Annotated in this window: 14 protein-coding genes; 2 read left to right on the top strand and 12 right to left on the bottom strand. The window is 70.9% G+C overall.

The window, feature by feature from the left end; genetic code table 11:
• A complete protein-coding gene (gene hisS / locus FHS39_RS20850; protein ID WP_184350926.1) occupies window positions 1–1,269 on the bottom strand; it encodes a histidine--tRNA ligase in 1,269 nt (422 codons plus the stop codon).
• A gap of 11 nt (window positions 1,270–1,280) precedes the next feature.
• Window positions 1,281–1,991 (bottom strand): MBL fold metallo-hydrolase, encoded by a 711-nt coding sequence (locus tag FHS39_RS20845; protein WP_184350924.1) that lies wholly within the window; start codon window positions 1,989–1,991, stop codon window positions 1,281–1,283.
• 184 nt (window positions 1,992–2,175) lie between these two features.
• Here FHS39_RS20845 and FHS39_RS20840 point away from each other — a divergent pair, with 184 nt between their 5' ends.
• Complete coding sequence (locus FHS39_RS20840) at window positions 2,176–3,003, top strand: peptidylprolyl isomerase (protein ID WP_184350922.1); 828 nt, start codon at window positions 2,176–2,178, stop codon at window positions 3,001–3,003.
• A gap of 230 nt (window positions 3,004–3,233) precedes the next feature.
• On the top strand, window positions 3,234–4,463 hold the full coding sequence (locus FHS39_RS20835; RefSeq protein ID WP_184350920.1) for a DUF349 domain-containing protein: 1,230 nt from the start codon (window positions 3,234–3,236) through the stop codon (window positions 4,461–4,463).
• A gap of 63 nt (window positions 4,464–4,526) precedes the next feature.
• Here the strand turns inward: FHS39_RS20835 and FHS39_RS20830 are convergent, their stop codons facing one another.
• From FHS39_RS20830 to pdxT, 10 genes are all read right to left on the bottom strand, one after another.
• A complete protein-coding gene (locus FHS39_RS20830) occupies window positions 4,527–7,079 on the bottom strand; it encodes a RelA/SpoT family protein (RefSeq protein ID WP_184350918.1) in 2,553 nt (850 codons plus the stop codon).
• A 165-nt stretch (window positions 7,080–7,244) separates the two neighbouring features.
• Window positions 7,245–7,811, bottom strand: coding sequence for an adenine phosphoribosyltransferase (locus FHS39_RS20825; RefSeq protein ID WP_184350917.1), 567 nt, complete (start codon window positions 7,809–7,811; stop codon window positions 7,245–7,247).
• Window positions 7,808–8,944 (bottom strand): protein translocase subunit SecF, encoded by a 1,137-nt coding sequence (secF, locus tag FHS39_RS20820; protein WP_184350915.1) that lies wholly within the window; start codon window positions 8,942–8,944, stop codon window positions 7,808–7,810. Before secF ends, FHS39_RS20825 begins: the two co-directional genes overlap by 4 nt.
• Window position 8,945: 1 nt before the next feature.
• Window positions 8,946–10,784, bottom strand: a complete 1,839-nt coding sequence (gene secD / locus FHS39_RS20815) for a protein translocase subunit SecD (RefSeq protein ID WP_184350913.1) — start codon at window positions 10,782–10,784, stop codon at window positions 8,946–8,948.
• 148 nt (window positions 10,785–10,932) lie between these two features.
• Window positions 10,933–11,418, bottom strand: coding sequence for a preprotein translocase subunit YajC (gene yajC, locus FHS39_RS20810; RefSeq protein WP_184350911.1), 486 nt, complete (start codon window positions 11,416–11,418; stop codon window positions 10,933–10,935).
• Window positions 11,419–11,582: 164 nt separating this feature from the next.
• A complete protein-coding gene (ruvB, locus tag FHS39_RS20805) occupies window positions 11,583–12,662 on the bottom strand; it encodes a Holliday junction branch migration DNA helicase RuvB (protein WP_184350909.1) in 1,080 nt (359 codons plus the stop codon).
• A gap of 58 nt (window positions 12,663–12,720) precedes the next feature.
• Entirely contained in the window at window positions 12,721–13,344 is a 624-nt protein-coding gene (gene ruvA, locus FHS39_RS20800) for a Holliday junction branch migration protein RuvA (protein ID WP_184350908.1), read from the bottom strand.
• Window positions 13,341–13,892: a crossover junction endodeoxyribonuclease RuvC gene (gene ruvC / locus FHS39_RS20795; RefSeq protein WP_184351105.1), complete on the bottom strand. Its 552-nt coding sequence runs from the start codon at window positions 13,890–13,892 to the stop codon at window positions 13,341–13,343. The genes ruvA and ruvC overlap by 4 nt, the downstream gene beginning before the upstream one ends.
• A 137-nt stretch (window positions 13,893–14,029) precedes the next feature.
• Window positions 14,030–14,782, bottom strand: coding sequence for a YebC/PmpR family DNA-binding transcriptional regulator (locus tag FHS39_RS20790; RefSeq protein ID WP_184350907.1), 753 nt, complete (start codon window positions 14,780–14,782; stop codon window positions 14,030–14,032).
• A gap of 62 nt (window positions 14,783–14,844) precedes the next feature.
• Entirely contained in the window at window positions 14,845–15,450 is a 606-nt protein-coding gene (gene pdxT / locus FHS39_RS20785) for a pyridoxal 5'-phosphate synthase glutaminase subunit PdxT (protein WP_184350905.1), read from the bottom strand.
• Window positions 15,451–15,530: the final 80 nt, after the last annotated feature.

Here is a 15,530-nt window from a genome sequence, read left to right as displayed (position 1 = left end):
TCAGCCCTGTGCGGCCTTGAGTTCACTCACGACGGTGTCAAACGGGACGGCCCGCTGCTCGCCGCTTTCCAGGTCCTTGAGCTGCACCACGCCCTCGGCCAGGTCGCGCTCGCCCGCGACGAGCGCGTAGCGGGCGCCCGAACGGTTGGCCGACTTCATGGCGTTCTTCAGGCCCTTGCCGCCGAACGCGAAGTCGGTGGCGATGCCCGCCCGGCGCAGCTCGGTCACCACGCCGAAGAGCACCCGGCGGGCCTCCTCGCCCAGCGGCACCGCGAAGACCTGGGTGACGGGGGGCAGTTCGAGCTCGATGCCCTCCGCCTGGAGCGCCAGCACCGTGCGGTCCACGCCGAGCGCCCAGCCGACGGACGGCAGCGCGGGGCCGCCGATCATCTCGGACAGGCCGTCGTAGCGGCCGCCGCCGCCGACCGCGGACTGCGAGCCGAGGCCGTCGTGGACGAACTCGAAGGTGGTGCGGGTGTAGTAGTCCAGGCCGCGCACCAGCTTCTCGTCGTCCTGGAAGGCGACGCCGGCGGCGGTCAGCAGCTCGCGCACCTGCTCGTGGTACTCCTTGCACGCCTCGCACAGGTGGTCGCGGAGCATGGGGGCGCCGACGAGCTGCTTCTGCACGTCGTCGCGCTTGTCGTCGAGCACGCGCAGCGGGTTGATCTCGACGCGGCGGCGGGTGTCCTCGTCCAGCTCCAGGCCGCGCAGGAAGTCCTGCAGGGCGGCCCGGTAGGCGGGGCGGCACTCCTTGTCGCCGAGCGAGTTCAGCAGCAGGCGGAAGTTCGTCAGGCCGAGCGACTTGTAGGCGTCGACGGCCAGGATGATCAGCTCGGCGTCCAGCGCCGGGTCCTCGGCACCGATGGCCTCGGCACCGACCTGCGAGAAGTGGCGGTAGCGGCCCTTCTGCGGGCGCTCGTAGCGGTAGTACGAGCCGGAGTACCAGAGCTTGACGGGGAGGTTGCCCGCCTTGTGGAGGTTGGCCTCCAGCGTGGCGCGCAGCACGGAGGCGGTGCCCTCGGGGCGCAGGGCGAGCCGCTCGCTGCCTTCGCTGCGCTGGGTGAGGGTGTACATCTCCTTGGTCACGATGTCGGTGGACTCGCCGACGCCGCGGGAGAACAGCTCCACCTGCTCGAAACCGGGGGTCTCGATGTAGCCGTAGCCGGCCCGCTTGAGGGGGGCGGAGATGGCCTCGCGGACGGCCAGGTAGACCGCGGAGTCCGGCGGGGTCAGGTCGTAGGTGCCCCGGGGGGCCTTGAAGGTGCTCACGGAAGCTTTCGTCACATTCCTCGTCGCGGAGCCGGGGATCCGGCTCCAAGGCCGGCGGCCACGTCCCGGAGGTAGGGATTGGTGGCGCGCTCGCGGCCGATGGTCGTCTGGGGGCCGTGGCCGGACAGCACCACGGTCGAGTCGTCCAGGGGCAGGCACACACGGGCCAGCGACTGGAGCATCTCGGCGTGGTCACCGCCGGGCAGGTCGGTGCGTCCGATGGAGCCGGCGAACAACAGGTCGCCCGAGAAGAACACCGACGGGACGTCGGGGCTCTCGGGCATCCGGAAGGTCACCGACCCCTTGGTATGGCCGGGCGCGTGCGCGACGGTGAACTCCATGCCCGCGAGGTCGAGCCGGGCGCCGTCGGACAGCTCCTTGACGTCGTCGGGCTCCCCCACGGTCAGTTCGCCCATGAGCTGCTGCCCTATGGAGCGGCCGAGGGCCTTCTCCGGGTCGCTCATCATGAAGCGGTCCGCGGGGTGGATCCAGGCCGGGACGTCGTGCGCGCCGCACACCGGGACGACCGAGGCGACGTGGTCGATGTGGCCATGGGTGAGGACGACGGCGACGGGCTTGAGCCGATGCTTGCGCAGTGCTTCCTCGACGCCCTCGGCGGCCTGATGGCCCGGGTCGATGATCACGCACTCCTCGCCTGCGGCCGGGGCGACCAGGTAACAGTTGGTCCCCCAGGCTCCGGCAGGGAACCCGGCAATGAGCACGTTCGTCCTTAAAGGTCGGCCAGTAGGAGTGTGAGGCGGGAGCCCCGCTGAGACACCCGACCGCCTAAGAGCCTACCGGCGGCACTCCCGCCGCCGCGAACCCGTATACGGTACGGACACTCGCGATGCGCGGCTCAGAGCATGGATCGCACACGGACCAGACGGCTGACGAGGAGACGACCCGGTGGTCAGTAACGAGCAGCGGCGGCGGCAGCTCGCCCGGGAGAAGTACGAGCGGCAGCAGCAGCGCCGCGAGGCGGCGCGCCGCAAGGCCCGACTCCGCAACGCGGCGATCGCCGGCGGCCTGACGCTGGTCCTCGCCGCGGGTGCCACCGCGTACGCCACGGGCGTCCTGGAGGGCAACAAGAGCGACCGCGCCGACGCCTCCGACACCCCCACGCCCAAGAAGGTCCCGGACCCGTGCGGCAAGCCCGCCCCCGGGTCGCCTTCCACCAAGACGTGGAAGTCGGAGCCGGAGATGAGCATCGACAAGTCCGCCTCGTACGCGATGGACCTCAAGACGACGTGCGGCTCGATCGACCTCAAGCTCGACGCCGCGGCCGCCCCGCACACGGTCAACTCCTTCGACTTCCTGGCGAAGGAGGGCTTCCTCGACCACAGCAAGTGCAGTCGGCTGACGACGGCCAACATCTACGTGCTGCAGTGCGGTGACCCGAAGGGCACCGGCGCGGGTGGGCCGGGTTACACCATTCCGGACGAGAACCTCAAGGACCCCAGGCTCAAGGGGAGCGTCTACCCGGCGGGCACGGTGGCGATGGCCAACCGGTTCGACGAGCAGTCGGGCCAGGGCCGCAACTCCGGCGGCAGCCAGTTCTTCCTCGTCTACCAGGACAGCCCGCTGCCCCCCAACTACACGCCCTTCGGCACGATCGGGGCCGAGGGCATGAAGACCCTCAAGAAGATCGCCGCCGCGGGCGAGCAGTCGGGGGCCGGGGACGGCGCCCCCCAGGCGACCGTGGTGATCGACAAGGCGGTCGTCTCGAAGTCCTGAGCCGGTCCTGGCGCGTTCTCGATGCCCGTACGGCGAAATTTCGGTCGCGCGGGATACGGACAGCCGGGGCGCCGTTCGCCTATGTTGGCGTTGTGTAGGGTGCCTGCTCCGGCGGCTGTACGCACCCGGATGATCAAGCCGTCGGACCGGCCAGGGCGCGGCCCTGCCCGGAACAACTGTGGACGATGCGCGGGCCGCACACCGGCCCGGCATCATGTGGAGGAGGCGCTGTGAGCAGCGACCCGTGGGGCCGCGTCGACGAGACGGGGACCGTGTACGTGCGTACCGCCGACGGCGAGCAGGTCGTCGGCTCGTGGCAGGCCGGGTCTCCGGAGGAGGCCCTGGCTTACTTCGAGCGCAAGTACGAGGGCTTGGTCGTGGAGATCGGCCTCCTCGAGCGCCGGGTCAGGACCACCGACCTGTCGGCCAAGGACGCGATGACGGCCATCGAGCATCTGCGCACCCAGGTCGACGAGCACCACGCGGTCGGCGATCTGGCCGCGCTGCGGGGCCGGCTGGAGGCGCTGGTCGCCACGGTCGAGTCGCGCCGCGAGGAGCGCAAGGCCGCGAAGGCGAAGCAGTCGGAAGAGGCCCGTACGGCGAAGGAGGCGCTGGTCGCCGAGGCCGAGGAGCTGGCGGCGAGCGAGCAGTGGCGGTCGGCCGGGGAGCGGCTGCGCTCGCTGGTCGACACCTGGAAGGGCCTGCCGCGGCTGGACCGCAAGACGGACGACGAGCTGTGGCACCGCTTCTCGCACGCCCGCTCCGCGTTCTCCAAGCGGCGCAAGGCGCACTTTGCCTCTCTGGACGCGCAGCGCGAGGACGCCCGCAAGGCCAAGGAGAAGCTGGTCGCCGAGGCCGAGGCGCTCTCCGGGTCCACCGACTGGGGCCCCACGGCCGCGCGTTACCGCGATCTGATGACCGAGTGGAAGTCCGCCGGCCGCGCCCAGCGCGAGGCGGAGGACGAGCTGTGGGCGCGCTTCCGGGGCGCCCAGGACGTCTTCTTCCAGGCGCGCGGCGAGGTGTTCGCCGAGCGCGACGCCGAGCAGCAGGGCAACCTCACGCTCAAGGAGGAGCTGGTCGTCGAGGCCGAGAAGCTCCTGCCGGTGACGGACCTCAAGTCGGCGCGGGCGGCGTTCCGCTCGATCAACGAACGCTGGGAGGCCATCGGCCACGTGCCGCGCGACGCCCGGCCGAAGATCGAAGGCCGGATGCACGCGGTCGAGCGCGCCATCCAGGAGGCCGAGGAGGCCGAGTGGCGGCGTACGAACCCGGAGGCGCGGGCCCGTGCGGCCGGGCTGACCGGGCAGCTGCAGTCGGCCGTCGACAAGCTCCAGGAGCAGGTGGACAAGGCGCGTGCCGCGGGCAACGACGCCAAGGCCGACAAGCTCGCCAAGGAGCTGGAGGGCCGCAAGGCGCTGCTGGACCAGGCCCTCAAGGGGCTTGAGGAGTTCGGCGGCTGACCCGCACGAGCGCATGAAGTAAGGGGCTCCGGCTATTGCCGGAGCCCCTTACTCATTGCCGTGTCACGGCCTGCGGGCCGACGTCACGCGGTAGACGTCGTAGACGCCCTCCACGCCGCGGACGGCCTTGAGCACATGGCCCAGGTGCTTGGGGTCGCCCATCTCGAACGTGAAGCGCGAGGTGGCCACCCGGTCGCGGGAGGTCTGCACGGCGGCGGAGAGGATGTTGACGTGCTGGTCGGAGAGGACCCGGGTGACGTCCGACAGCAGCCGGGAGCGGTCCAGCGCCTCGACCTGGATGGCCACGAGGAAGACCGACGACTGGGTGGGCGCCCATTCGACGTCGAGGATCCGCTCGGGCTGCTGCGAGAGCGAGTCGACGTTGACGCAGTCGGCGCGGTGCACCGAGATGCCGTTGCCCCGGGTGACGAAGCCGATGATCGGGTCGCCGGGGACGGGGGTGCAGCAGCGGGCCAGCTTGACCCACACGTCGTCGACGCCCTTGACCACGACGCCCGGGTCGGCGCTGGAGCGCCGCTTGGAGCGGCCGCGGATCGGCGCCGCCTCTTCGATGTCCTCGGTCGCCGCGTCCTCGCCGCCGAGGGCCTGGACCAGCTTCTGCACCACGCCCTGGGCCGCGACATGGCCCTCGCCGATGGCGGCGTAGAGGGAGGAGATGTCGGGGTAGCGCATCTCGTGCGCGAGGGTGACCAGCGAGTCGCCGGTGAGGATGCGCTGGATGGGCAGGTTCTGCTTGCGCATCGCCCGCGCGATGGCGTCCTTGCCCTGCTCGATGGCCTCGTCGCGGCGCTCCTTGGAGAACCAGGCGCGGATCTTGTTGCGGGCGCGCGGCGACTTGACGAAGCCCAGCCAGTCGCGGGAGGGCCCGGCACCGGTCGCCTTGGAGGTGAAGACCTCCACCAGATCGCCGTTGTCGAGGGTCGACTCCAGCGGGACGAGCCGCCCGTTGACCCGGGCGCCTATCGTGCGGTGGCCGACCTCGGTGTGCACGGCGTAGGCGAAGTCGACCGGAGTGGCGCCGGCGGGCAGCGCTATGACGTCGCCCTTGGGGGTGAAGACGAAGACCTCGTTGCGCGAGAGGTCGAAGCGCAGGGACTCCAGGAACTCGCCCGGGTCCTCCGTCTCCTTCTGCCAGTCGAGCAACTGCCGCAGCCAGGCCATGTCGTTGACGGTGTCCTGGTTCTTGCCGGCGTTCTTCGGCACGTCCGTACGGATCTTGGAGGCACCGGCGACGGCCTCCTGCTTGTACTTCCAGTGCGCGGCGATGCCGTACTCGGCGCGGCGGTGCATGTCGAACGTACGGATCTGGAGTTCGACGGGCTTGCCGCTGGGCCCTATGACCGTCGTGTGCAGCGACTGGTACATATTGAACTTGGGCATCGCGATGTAGTCCTTGAACCGCCCCGGCACCGGGTTCCACCGGGCGTGGACGGTGCCGAGCGCCGCGTAGCAGTCGCGGACGGTGTCGACGAGGACGCGGATGCCCACCAGGTCGTAGATCTCGGCGAAGTCCCGGCCCCGCACGATCATCTTCTGGTAGACGCTGTAGTAGTGCTTCGGCCGTCCGGTGACGGTGGCCTTGATGCGGGCGGCGCGCAGGTCGGCCTGGACCTCGTCGGTGACGATGGCCAGGTACTCGTCGCGCTTGGGGGCCCGCTCGGCGACGAGGCGGACGATCTCGTCGTACATCTTGGGGTAGAGGATCGCGAAGGCGAGGTCCTCCAGCTCCCACTTGATGGTGTTCATGCCCAGCCGGTGCGCCAGCGGGGCGTAGATCTCCAGGGTCTCGCGGGCCTTCTTCTCCTGCTTCTCCCGCTTGAGGTAGCGCATGGTGCGCATGTTGTGCAGGCGGTCGGCGAGCTTGATGACCAGGACGCGCGGGTCCTTGGCCATGGCCACGACCATCTTGCGCACGGTCTCGGCCTGGGCGGCCTCGCCGAACTGCACGCGGTCCAGCTTGGTGACGCCGTCGACGAGCAGGGCCACCTGGTCGCCGAAGTCGCGGCGCAGGTCCTCCAGGCCGTACTCGGTGTCCTCGACGGTGTCGTGCAGCAGGCCCGCCATCAGGGTGGCCGGGTCCATGCCCAGCTCGGCGAGGATCGTGGTCACCGCCAGGGGGTGGGTGATGTACGGGTCGCCGCTCTTGCGCTTCTGGCCGCGGTGCCAGCGCTCGGCCACCTGGTAGGCCCGCTCGATCTGGCGGAGCGTGGTGGTGTCGGCCTTGGGGTCGTTGCCGCGGACGATGCGCAGCAGGGGCTCCAGCACGGGGTTGTACGGGCTGGAGCGCTGGACGCCGAGGCGGGCGAGGCGGGCGCGGACCCGGCTCGAGGAGCCGCTGCGGGGCGTGGGGCCCTGCGGGGCCGCGGCGGGGCGGGCCGCCGAGGTGGAGGCCGGGGGCTGCGGGCGGGCAGGCTCCGGCTGGGGAGCCGCCCTGCGGTGCGGCTCCTGGGATTCCGGCTCACGGCCCGCGCCGGGCGCGGCCGCGGCCTCCGGCGCGCTTCGCGGGCGGCCCTTGGGCGCGCCCGGGGCCGCCGCGGCCTCGGGAGACGGCTTGTCCTGTTGAGCGGCGGTGAGCGGCTGGACCTCGTCTGGCAAGAGCACTCCTCATGCGTACCGGCCCCCCGTTCAGGTCCGGACTGCCATGGTATCGATCCCGGCCACCTCGGCGCCGCTCGCCCGGTGCCGGCCGGGTACGCACAAGGCGGGCACCGGGTGTCTCCCGGTGCCCGCCTTGGTTGGTGTATCCGCGGCCTGAGCTGGTCAGACGGTGATCAGTGCGGCGAGCGGCGCGCCTTCGAGAGCGGGTTCCAGACGCTCGCGCCCGGGCAGGAATCCGAGCTCCATCAGCACGGCCACCCCGGCCACCTCTGCCCCGGCCCGGCGGATCAGCTTCAGCGAGGCCTCGGCCGTGCCGCCGGTGGCGAGCACGTCGTCGATGACGAGCACCCGGTCGCCGGGGGCCAGCGCGTCGGCGTGTATCTCGATCTCGGCGGTGCCGTACTCCAGGTCGTAGGCCTGCGACAGCGTGGCGCCCGGCAGCTTGCCCGCCTTGCGCACGGGCACGAAACCGACCCCGGCGCGGACGGCGACGGGGGCCGCCAGGATGAAGCCGCGGGCCTCCAGGCCCACCACCTTGTCGGCATCGCAGCGCTCGCACAGGTCGACGAGCGCGTCCGTCAGCGCGCCGAACGCCTGGGCGTCGGCGAGCAGCGGGGTGATGTCCTTGAACATCACGCCCGGCTTGGGGTAGTCCGGCACGTCGTGGATGCGGCTGAGCAGCAGCTCGCGCAGGTTCTCGTCGGCGCCCGAGGCGCTCACGGCGGTCATCGGCGCTTCCCCGAGGTGCGGCCGCGGCCGCCGCGGCCCCGGCCTGCGGACCGGTCGCGCTGGCCGACGACGCCGGCGGGCGACGCGTCCTGCGGCTCGTCGTCCTCGTCCGCCTCGGCCGACTCTGCGGCCTCGTCCTGCACGGCGCCCTGCTCCGCCTTGGCGGCGTCCGCGGCCCGGCGGGCGCGCACCCGCTTGGCCAGCGCCTTCATCTGCGGGTCGCGCTCCTTGAGGTCGGCGACCAGCGGGGTGGCGATGAAGATCGAGGAGTACGCACCGGCCGCGAGGCCGACGAACAGGGCGAGGGAGATGTCGTTGAGCATGCCCGCGCCGAGGAAGCCGCCGCCGATGAAGAGCAGACCGGCGACCGGCAGCAGCGCCACGACCGTGGTGTTGATGGAGCGCACCAGGGTGCCGTTGAGGCTGCGGTTGGCGATCTCGCTGTAGGTGAAGCGGGTCTGCTTGGTGATGTCCTTCGAGCTCTCCTTGAGACCGTCGAAGACGACGACGGTGTCGTAGAGGGAGTAGCCGAGGATGGTCAGCAGACCGATCACGGTGCCGGGGGTGACCTCGAAGCCCACCAGCGCGTAGACGCCGACGGTGATGGTGAGGTCGTGGATCAGCGCGATCAGCGCGGCGAGCGCCATCCGCCACTCGAAGGCGATCGCCAGGTAGATCACCACGAGGATCATGAAGACCCCGAGGCCCGTCCAGGCCTTGTTGGCGATCTCATCACCCCAGCTGGGGCCGACGATGTCGGTGTTGACCTTGTCCGTGGAGACGTCCAGCTTCTTGGCCAGCGCCTCCTGGGTCTTGCGCGACTGGTCCGTGGTCAGCTCGCTGACCTGGACGCGCAGCGAGTGGTTGCCGAGCTTCTGGACGATCGCGGTGTGACCGGAGGCATCCTGGGCCGTGCGACGGGCGTCCTCGGCCGAGACCGAGGTCGTGGGGGTGGTGAAGACCGCGCCGCCGGAGAACTCGATGCCCATGTTCAGGCCGCGCACCGCCAGGCCGAGGATGGCCGTGATGGTGATGAGGATCGAGATGCCGTACCAGATCTTCCGCTTGCCGACGAAGTCGTAGCCGACCTCGCCGCGGTAGAGCCGGGCGCCGAGGGTGCCGAGTCGCGACATCTCACGCCTCCTTCGGGTCGACGGTGGCGGAGGGGCGGCGGCGGGAGGCCCGCAGCGGCGGCTTGGCGCCGAGCCGCTTGGGGTCGAGGCCGGACCAGGGGTGGCCGCTGGCGAAGAACTTGCGGCGCGCGAGGAGTGTCATCAGCGGCTTGGTGAAGAAGAAGACCACGACGACGTCGAGCAGCGTGGTCAGACCGAGGGTGAAGGCGAAGCCCTGCACCTTGCCGACGGTGACGATGAAGAGCACCGCGGCGGCGAGGAAGGAGACGAAGTCGGAGACGAGGATGGTGCGGCGGGCCCGCGGCCAGCCACGCTCGACGGCGGGGCGCAGGGTGCGGCCCTCGCGGATCTCGTCCCGGATGCGCTCGAAGTAGACGATGAAGGAGTCGGCCGTGATGCCGATCGCCACGATGGCGCCGCAGACGGCGGGCAGGTTCAGCGCGAAGCTGAGTGCCGTGCCGAGCAGGACCATGATCGTGTACGTGAGGACGGCCGAGCACGCCAGGCTCGCGAGGGCGACGAGCGCCAGCCCGCGGTAGTACGCCACCAGGTAGATGATCACGAGGCCGAGGCCGATGGCGCCGGCGATCAGGCCGGCACGCAGCTGCTCACCGCCGAGCGCGGCGGTGACCGTCTGCTCGGTGACGACGTCGAAGGAGAGCGGCAGGGCACCGTAGGACAGCACGTTGGACAGGTCCCGGGCGGACTGCTGGGTGAAGCCGCCGGAGATCTCCGCCTGGCCGCCCGCGATCGAGGTGCTGACCGACGGGTCGGAGACGACCTCGCCGTCGAGGACGATCGCGAACTGGTTCTGCGGCGGCTGCTTGGTGGCCAGATCGCCGGTGACCTGGGCGAACTTCTTGGAGCCCGAGGAGTTGAACTTCAGCTGGACGATCCAGCCCTTGCCGCCCTGGCTGTCGAAGACGGCATTGGCCTCGGTGACGCCGGTGCCCTCGACGGCCACGGGACCGAGGATCTCCTTCGTCGTGCCGTCCTTGCGGCAGGCGACGATGGGGTCGGTCGGCGCGGTGTTGGCAGCGTCCGCGTTCGCCTTGGCGCGGCCGTCCTTGGTGGTGCAGTCCACGGCGTCGAGCTTCTTCTGCAGGGCGGCCGTGTCCCCGGCGGACGGGGTGGGCGTGGGCGCCTTCTTGTCGTCCTGCTTCTTCGCGTCGGTCTTGCCGTCCGTGCTCTTGTCGTCCGTCTTGCCGGACGGGGAGACGGTGGCGGTGGCGCCGGGGGTCGCGGTGCCGTCGGCCTTGAGGGCGTCGGTGACCGGGCGGCCCTGGGTGCTGGCGGAGGGGGACGGGGAGCCGGAGGACTTGTTCTTGTCGTCCTTGCTCTTGTCGCCCTTGCTCTTGTCGCCCTTGCTCTTGTCGCCGTTGTCCTTGCCGTTGGCGGAGGTGCTCGGCGTGGGCTCGGGCGCCTTCATCGCGGGGGCGGATACCAGCACGGGGCGGAAGCCGAGCTGGGCGGTGGTGCCGACCTGCTGACGGGCCTGCTTCGCGTTCGTCCCGCGAGGGATGTTCACGATGATGTGCTTGTCGCCCTGCGTCTGGACCTCGGCCTCGGTGACACCCAGACCGTTGACACGCCGCTCGATGATGCCGACGGCGGTGTTCATGTTGGTCTTGTTGATCGCGTTGGGCTTGCCGGGCTGGTTCTTGGCCTCCAGCGTGAAGCTGGTGCCGCCCGCGAGGTCGATGCCCAGCCGCGGCGTGGTGTGCCCGGAGGCGAACATCCCCCCGGTGAGCGCCACCATGGCGATCAGGATCAGGGCCAGGACTCGGCCCGGCCTGCCCTGGCCGCCCGGGGACCTGCGGCCCTTCTTCGGTGCTGCCACCTTGTCGTTTCTCCCTGTCCAACCGCCGGGCGTCGGGTGTTCGCCGGACGGCCACGAAGTGTTGTGGGGACCTGCCCCCGCCGGAGCCTAGACCGTAACGGAACCGCGGCGCACCGCTCGGTGGGTGCTCCGCGGTTCCGTGAAGGGGCTACTTCGCGTCGGTGTTGCCGTCCCGCTTGGCGTCCTTCGCCTCGGTGCCCTCGGCCTCGGGCTTCTCGTCCTGCTTCCCGGACTCGTCAGCGGCGGCCGGGGCCTCCTTGCCGAGGTCGATCTTCGTCTCCGCGGCGGCCTCGGGCTCGCCCTCGGTCAGCGACGAAGCGTCGTCCGGAACGGCCGGGGTCTCATCCGCCTCGACGCCGTGGACGATGCGGTTGTACTCGGCGTCCTCCAGGACGGCACCGATCGCGTTCTTCGCGTAGATCGCGTGGACGCCCGGGGCGACCTCGAGAAGGACGGTGTCGTCGTTGATCTCCTTGACGGTGGCGTACATGCCGCCGATCGTCCGGACACCGGTGCCCGGCGCCATCTGGTCGCGCATCTGCGCCGCCTGGCGCTGCTTGTTCTTGGCCGACCGGGTCATCAGGAACATGGCCCCGATAAGCACGATGAACGGCAGGAGAGTCACGATATTCACGGGACGGGGTTTCCTTCACACGACCGCTGGGGGCGCGGCCTGGGCTACGGGGGTGGTATGCCGCACCGATACGGACGGCATCGGCGGAGTCTAAGCGAGTCCGCGCCTATGGAACAACGCCCAGCATGGCACCGCGGTTCCTGACCGGACCAGCCCACGCGCCGTCACTCGGCGAAGAGTCCGCCCTGCCCCGCCCCCGGGGCGCCCTGTCCGGGCGGCACCAGCCCCAGGTGCGCCCAGGCCGCCGGGGTCGCCACCCGCCCCCTGGGTGTACGGGCCAGCAATCCCTCCCGGACCAGGAACGGCTCGGCGACCTCCTCGACCGTCTCGCGCTCCTCGCCCACGGCCACGGCCAGGGTCGACAGGCCGACGGGGCCGCCGCCGAAGAGCTTGAGCAGGGCCGTGAGCACGGCCCGGTCGAGCCGGTCGAGGCCGCGGGCGTCGACCTCGTAGACCTGGAGGGCCTGGGCCGCGATCTCCCGGGTGATGACGCCGTCGGCCTTGACCTGCGCATAGTCGCGGACGCGGCGCAGCAGGCGGTTGGCGATGCGGGGGGTGCCGCGGGAGCGGCCCGCGATCTCGGCGGCGCCCTCCGCTTCTATCGCGACGTCGAGCAGCCGGGCCGAGCGGTGGACGACGCGCTGGAGCTCGGCCGGGGCGTAGAACTCCATGTGTCCGGTGAAGCCGAAGCGGTCGCGCAGCGGGGGCGGCAGCAGCCCGGCGCGGGTGGTGGCGCCGACCAGGGTGAAGGGCGGCAGCTCCAGGGGGATGGCGGTGGCGCCGGGGCCCTTGCCGACGATCACGTCGACCCGGAAGTCCTCCATGGCCATGTAGAGCATCTCTTCGGCGGGCCGGGACATGCGGTGGATCTCGTCGAGGAAGAGGACCTCGCCCTCGGTGAGGGAGGAGAGGATCGCGGCGAGGTCGCCGGCGTGCTGGATGGCGGGGCCGGAGGTGATGCGGATGGGGGCGCCCATCTCCGCCGCGATGATCATCGACAGGGTGGTCTTGCCGAGGCCCGGGGCTCCGGAGAGCAGGACGTGGTCGGCGGTGGCGCCGCGGGCGCGGGCGGCCTTGAGCACGAGGTCGAGCTGCTCGCGGACCCGCTCCTGGCCGACGAACTCGCCGAGGTCCTTGGGCCGCAGGGCAGCCTCGACGGCCTGGTCCTCGCCGTCGGCAACGGTGTCGACGAGGCGATCGGCCGCAGGGGAAGGGGCGTATGCGGACTCGTCGTCCCAGTTCACGGGTGAGACCTCACGATCAGATGGTTCGTCGTCGGTTTGCGGGCACACCGGATCCCACTCATCGCGCCCGGTTCAGCGTCTGCAACGCCGCCCGCAGCAACTGCCCCACCTGCGGCGTGCCGCCGTCGGCGACGGTGGCCTCGGCCTGGGGGGCGACGGCCGTCACGGCCTCGTCCGCCTCGCGGCTCGCGTAGCCGAGGCCGACGAGGGCGGCGTGCAGCTGATCGCGCCAGCCCGCCGCGGCCGGGGCGGCGACCGCGGTACCGCGGCCGGAGCCGACCGGCTCGCCCAGCCGGTCCTTCAACTCCAGCAGCAGCTTCTGCGCCCCCTTCTTCCCGATCCCGGGCACGGCCGTGAGCGCCTTCTCGTCGCCGGCGGCGAAGGCCCGGCGCAGCGCGTCCGGGGAGTGCACGGCCAGCATGGCCTGCGCCAGCCGCGGCCCGACCCCGCTGGCGGTCTGCAGCAGCTCGAAGGTCTGCCGCTCGTCGTCGTCGGCGAAGCCGTAGAGCGTCAGGGAGTCCTCGCGCACGACGAGGGAGGTGGCGAGTTTGGCCTGCTCCCCCACCCGGAGGTGCGAGAGCGTGTTGGGGGTGCACTGCACGGCCATGCCGATGCCGCCGACCTCGACGACGGCCGCATCGGGGGCGAGGGCCGCGACCGGCCCGGAGACGAAGGCGATCATCGGGTGCCCTTCGGGAGTCGTACGGGAACGGCCGTGCGCCGCTGGGCGGCCACGGCCTCCTGGAGCCGGTTGGCCGCGGGAGCGCGCCAGATGTGACAGATGGCCAGGGCGAGGGCGTCGGCGGCGTCGGCGGGCTTGGGCGGTGCGTCCAGCCGCAGCAGCCGGGTGACCATGGAGCCGACCTGGGCCTTGTCGGCCCGGCCGGAGCCGGTGACGGCGGCCTTGACCTCGCTCGGGGTGTGCAGGGCGACGGGCAGTCCACGGCGGGCGGCGCAGAGCATGGCAACAGCGCTGGCCTGGGCGGTGCCCATGACCGTGCTGACGTTGTGCTGGCTGAACACCCGCTCCACAGCGACGAATTCGGGCCGGTGCTCATCGAGCCACTGCTCGATGCCGCGCTCTATGAGGACGAGGCGGTCGGCGGTGTCGGCCTCGGCCGGGGTGCGGACGACGCCGACGCCGACCATGCGCAGCGGTCTGCCCGCCACGCCCTCCACCACGCCCACGCCACAGCGTGTGAGCCCCGGGTCCACGCCCAGCACCCGCATCGCGCCCCTCCCTTCGATCACCTGATCACCTGCCGGAGCAGGCTATCGGCTGCCACTGACAACGCCTCGGGACGCCGACGGGCCGGCGGGGTGTTTCCCCGTCGGCCCGTCGGTCCGCTTCCGGCAGTCGCCGTCGGTCAGGCGTCGACCTTGGCCATGACCTCGTCGGAGACGTCGAAGTTGGCGAAGACGTTCTGCACGTCGTCGCTGTCCTCCAGCGCGTCGATCAGCTTGAAGATCTTGCGCGCGCCTTCCTCGTCGAGCTCGACCTGCATGGTGGGCACGAAGTTGGCTTCGGCCGAGTCGTAGTCGATGCCTTCCTTCTGGAGCGCGGTGCGGACCGCGACCATGTCGGTGGCCTCGCTGATGACCTCGAAGTTCTCGCCGAGGTCGTTGACCTCTTCGGCACCGGCGTCCAGGACGGCACCGAGCACGTCGTCCTCGGACAGCTCGCCCTTGGGGACGATCACGACGCCCTTGCGGTTGAAGAGGTACGACACCGAGCCGGGGTCGGCCATCGAGCCGCCGTTGCGGGTCATGGCGACGCGCACGTCGGAGGCGGCACGGTTACGGTTGTCGGTGAGGCACTCGATGAGCACCGCAACGCCGTTGGGACCGTAGCCCTCGTACATGATGGTCTCGTAGTCGGCGCCGCCCGCCTCGAGACCGGCGCCGCGCTTGACGGCGCTGTCGATGTTCTTATTGGGAACGGAGCTCTTCTTCGCCTTCTGGATGGCGTCGTAGAGAGTGGGGTTGCCGTCCACGTCGGCTCCGCCGGTGCGGGCCGCGACCTCGATGTTCTTGATCAGCTTCGCGAAGAGCTTGCCGCGCTTGGCATCGATCACGGCCTTCTTGTGCTTCGTCGTAGCCCATTTAGAGTGGCCGGACATCCGCCTGTCTCCTTCGCGTAACCAAATTCTGAACGAACGACTGAGATCCTACCGGGATCCCGCTAGCGGGCCGCGCGCACCATCTCCGTGCGCACCATCTCCACAAAGAGGGCGTGCACCCGGTGGTCGCCGGTGAGTTCCGGATGGAAGGACGTGGCGAGGACGTTGCCCTGCCGCACGGCGACCGTGTGGCCGTCATGGGTGGCGAGGACGTCGGCGGCGGCTCCGACGGACTCCACCCACGGGGCGCGGATGAAGACGCCTTCGACCGGGCCGCCGGCTATGCCCGCCACCTCGACGGCCGCCTCGAACGACTCGTTCTGACGGCCGAAGGCGTTGCGGCGGACGATCATGTCGATGCCGCCCAGGGTCTCCTGGTCCTCACGGCCGTCCAGGATCTTGTCGGCGACCATGATCATACCGGCGCAGGTGCCATAGACGGGCATTCCCGCCCGTACCCGCTCACGCAGCGGCTCGAGCATGCCGAAGACGACCGCGAGCTTGGACATGGTGGTGGACTCGCCGCCGGGGATGACCAGGCCGTCGACCTCGGCGAGCTCCTCGGGGCGGCGGACCGGGCGGGCCACGGCGTCGGCCGCGGCGAGGGCGACGAGGTGCTCGCGGACATCGCCCTGGAGGGCGAGGACGCCGATGGTGGGGGTGGACACGGTGGGTACCTCTCAAGCACGGATGACGGCCGCCGGGACGTACGACGGACGGTGGGCGGCCCCACCACGTGGGACCGCCC

Origin of the sequence: Streptomyces olivoverticillatus (genome assembly GCF_014203555.1) — a bacterium.
Taxonomy (GTDB): domain Bacteria; phylum Actinomycetota; class Actinomycetes; order Streptomycetales; family Streptomycetaceae; genus Streptomyces; species Streptomyces olivoverticillatus.
This window is presented reverse-complemented; position numbering and strand designations above follow the sequence as displayed.

Excerpts from the sequence above, each read along its gene's own strand:
- FHS39_RS20825 (WP_184350917.1), bottom strand. The coding sequence starts at position 7,811 with ATGACCGCCGTGAGCGCCTCGGGCGCCGACGAGAACCTGCGCGAGCTG.
- ruvC (WP_184351105.1), bottom strand. The coding sequence starts at position 13,892 with ATGCGGGTGCTGGGCGTGGACCCGGGGCTCACACGCTGTGGCGTGGGC.
- secF (WP_184350915.1), bottom strand. The coding sequence starts at position 8,944 with ATGTCGCGACTCGGCACCCTCGGCGCCCGGCTCTACCGCGGCGAGGTC.
- ruvA (WP_184350908.1), bottom strand. The coding sequence starts at position 13,344 with ATGATCGCCTTCGTCTCCGGGCCGGTCGCGGCCCTCGCCCCCGATGCG.
- FHS39_RS20790 (WP_184350907.1), bottom strand. The coding sequence starts at position 14,782 with ATGTCCGGCCACTCTAAATGGGCTACGACGAAGCACAAGAAGGCCGTG.